Source organism: Myroides odoratimimus, from assembly GCF_001485415.1.
GTDB classification, from domain to species: Bacteria; Bacteroidota; Bacteroidia; order Flavobacteriales; family Flavobacteriaceae; genus Flavobacterium; species Flavobacterium odoratimimum.
Genome location: NZ_BCMQ01000063.1, coordinates 1 through 2,769, shown reverse-complemented (window position 1 = coordinate 2,769; position 2,769 = coordinate 1). Strand labels below are relative to the sequence as shown.

Genomic DNA, 2,769 nt, shown 5'->3' with positions numbered 1-2,769 from the left:
ACATACCCTTTCAAGTACAGATGATTTACCTACTGAGGTATCTTATTTATCACGCTATGAAAAACTATCAACCGATAAAAGCAGTATGGCTTTATCGTTTGCCTCTCCTGTTGGACTCTTACTTAATTGTAATCATATCTACAATCAATATTTGTTTTTAGAGGATAGTGATTACAATCTAAAGCAGTTTGAAAAGTCAGCTAAGAATATGCACTCACTTGCTAGATACAGCAGAGCGAATCAAATTAACAAGCAATGGATAGAAGAGTATTTAAATGAAGCTCACAGTAAAGGTCTAACATCTATTAAAGCTCACTTTAATGTAATGGCTTGGTCAGATAACCCAAATGAGCTTAAACAGCTTAAAAATGACTCAGGTAGTGCTATCGCTTCTATGGAGTGCGTACCAAGACACAATACAGTGGATGCTGCTACGCTTTACTGGGCAGGTATGCCAGGCAATAGCAGTGACTTTCCAAGTGAAGAGAGCTTTTATACGTTCATAGAGCCTGCACTTTGTTTTTTCTTGGCGGAGACTAACTATCAAAACTCCTTATCTCCCTTTGGGATAAAGATGGCAGATAGACTAACTGGTAAACCGATTCATTTAGATATCTCAGATCTACCTATGAAAAAGGGAATTATTACTAATCGCAACAAGTTTATCTTGGGACCATCGGGTAGTGGTAAGAGTTTTTTTACTAACCATATGGTAAGACAGTACTATGAGCAAAATGCGCATGTGCTGCTTGTTGACACAGGGAATTCTTATCAAGGCTTATGTGAGTTAATTAAAGCAAAGACAAAAGGGAAAGATGGGCTGTATTTTACATACACCGAAGAAAATCCAATTGCCTTTAATCCTTTTTATACTGAAGATGGGGTATTTGATATTGAAAAAAGAGAGAGTATTAAAACCCTGATTTTAACTCTTTGGAAGCGCGATGACCAACCACCCTCACGATCGGAAGAAGTAGCGCTTTCAAACGCAGTTAGTGGTTATATTCAAAAACTCCAAAATAGCAATGTAAAACCAAGCTTCAATAGTTTTTATGAGTATATCAAAACAGATTACAAAGCTGAGTTAGAACAAAAGAAGGTTAGAGAAAAGGACTTTGATCTAGCTAATTTTTTAAATGTACTAGAGCCTTATTACAAAGGTGGAGAGTATGACTATCTATTAAACTCAGAAAGCGAGCTTGATTTACTTAACAAACGCTTTATTGTCTTTGAAATTGATAGCATAAAAGACCACAAAATTCTGTTTCCCATAGTGACTATTATCATCATGGAAGTATTTATAAATAAGATGCGACGTCTTAAAGGACAGCGCAAGCTAATCTTAATTGAAGAAGCGTGGAAAGCAATAGCCAAAGAGGGTATGGCGGATTATCTACGCTATCTTTTTAAAACCGTTAGAAAGTTCTTTGGAGAGGCAATAGTAGTAACACAAGAGGTGGATGATATTATTCAATCCCCTATTGTAAAGGAGAGTATTATTAATAACTCTGATTGTAAAATACTGCTTGATCAGCGCAAGTATATGAACAAGTTTGATGATATACAAGCTATGCTTGGACTTACAGACAAAGAAAAAGCTCAGATTCTTTCTATTAATCTCAACAACAACCCTAACCGCCTTTACAAAGAGGTATGGATCGGTCTTGGAGGTACTCACTCAGGAGTGTATGCTACAGAAGTAAGCTACTCAGAATACTTAGCTTATACCACAGAAGAGACTGAAAAATTAGAGGTAATGAATCTGGCTAAAGAACTTGATGGTAATGTAGAGATGGCTATAAAACGCTTAGTACAAGAAAAACAGCATGAGTAAACAATTAATCAATTAAAACATATCACCATGAAAAGACTATTACAGGTAGTTATGGTAGCTATGCTACTTATTCTGCCAATACAGATTAATGCTCAGTGGGTGGTAACGGATCCCACTAATTTGGCATCGGGCATATTAAACAGTGCTAATGAGATTATACAAACTTCTTCAACGGTAAGTAATGTCATTAAAAACTTTAAAGAAGTAGAGAAGGTCTATAAACAAGGCAAGGAGTATTATGATAAGCTCCAAGCGGTAAACAATCTTGTTAAGGATGCGAGGAAGGTTCAGCAAACGGTACTCTTAGTAGGAGAAGTTTCAGAGCTGTATGTCAAGAACTTTGGCAAGATGCTTAATGACCCAAACTTCTCTGCACAGGAGCTTGTAGCTATTGCCAATGGGTATTCCGTATTACTTCAAGAGAGCACAGAGCTTGTCAAGGAGCTTAAACAGATTGTAAGCGCTTCGAGTCTTTCTTTAAATGATAAAGAACGCATGGATATTATCGATAGGGTTTACAAAGAAGTAAAAGACTATCACAACCTTGTTAGTTACTACACCAGAAAAAATATAGGTATTAGCATCTTAAGATCGAAGAAGAAAAACAATACCCAAAGAGTACTTGATTTATATGGCACTTCTAATCAAAAATACTGGTAGCTATGGGAGAGAGTAATTTACACGAGGTACTTCAGAATCTCTACTACGATATGATGCCACTATCAGCCCAGATGGCAGGGGTGGCTAAAAGCTTAGCAGGTCTTGGGGCTCTTTTTTACATTGGTATTAAAGTATGGCAAGCCTTAGCAAGAGCAGAACCTATTGATGTATATCCGATGCTTAGGCCATTTGCTTTAGGGATTTGTATTATTTTTTTTCCAACCCTTGTTCTAGGAACTTTAAACACGGTTTTAAGTCCTGTTGTAAAGGGAACG

3 protein-coding genes are annotated in these 2,769 nt (G+C 36.7%); all 3 read left to right on the top strand.

All coding sequences use genetic code 11. The features are described 5' to 3' along the window. On the top strand, nucleotides 1-1,834 hold a 1,834-nt coding region (locus MODO_RS18865; RefSeq protein ID WP_059051746.1), incomplete at its 5' end, for a TraG family conjugative transposon ATPase. A 27-nt stretch (nucleotides 1,835-1,861) separates the two neighbouring features. Then, nucleotides 1,862-2,494: a DUF4141 domain-containing protein gene (locus MODO_RS18860; protein ID WP_059051744.1), complete on the top strand. Its 633-nt coding sequence runs from the start codon at nucleotides 1,862-1,864 to the stop codon at nucleotides 2,492-2,494. Between the two features lie 2 nt (nucleotides 2,495-2,496). Next, on the top strand, nucleotides 2,497-2,769 hold a 273-nt coding region (locus tag MODO_RS18855), incomplete at its 3' end, for a TraJ family protein (RefSeq protein WP_501193396.1).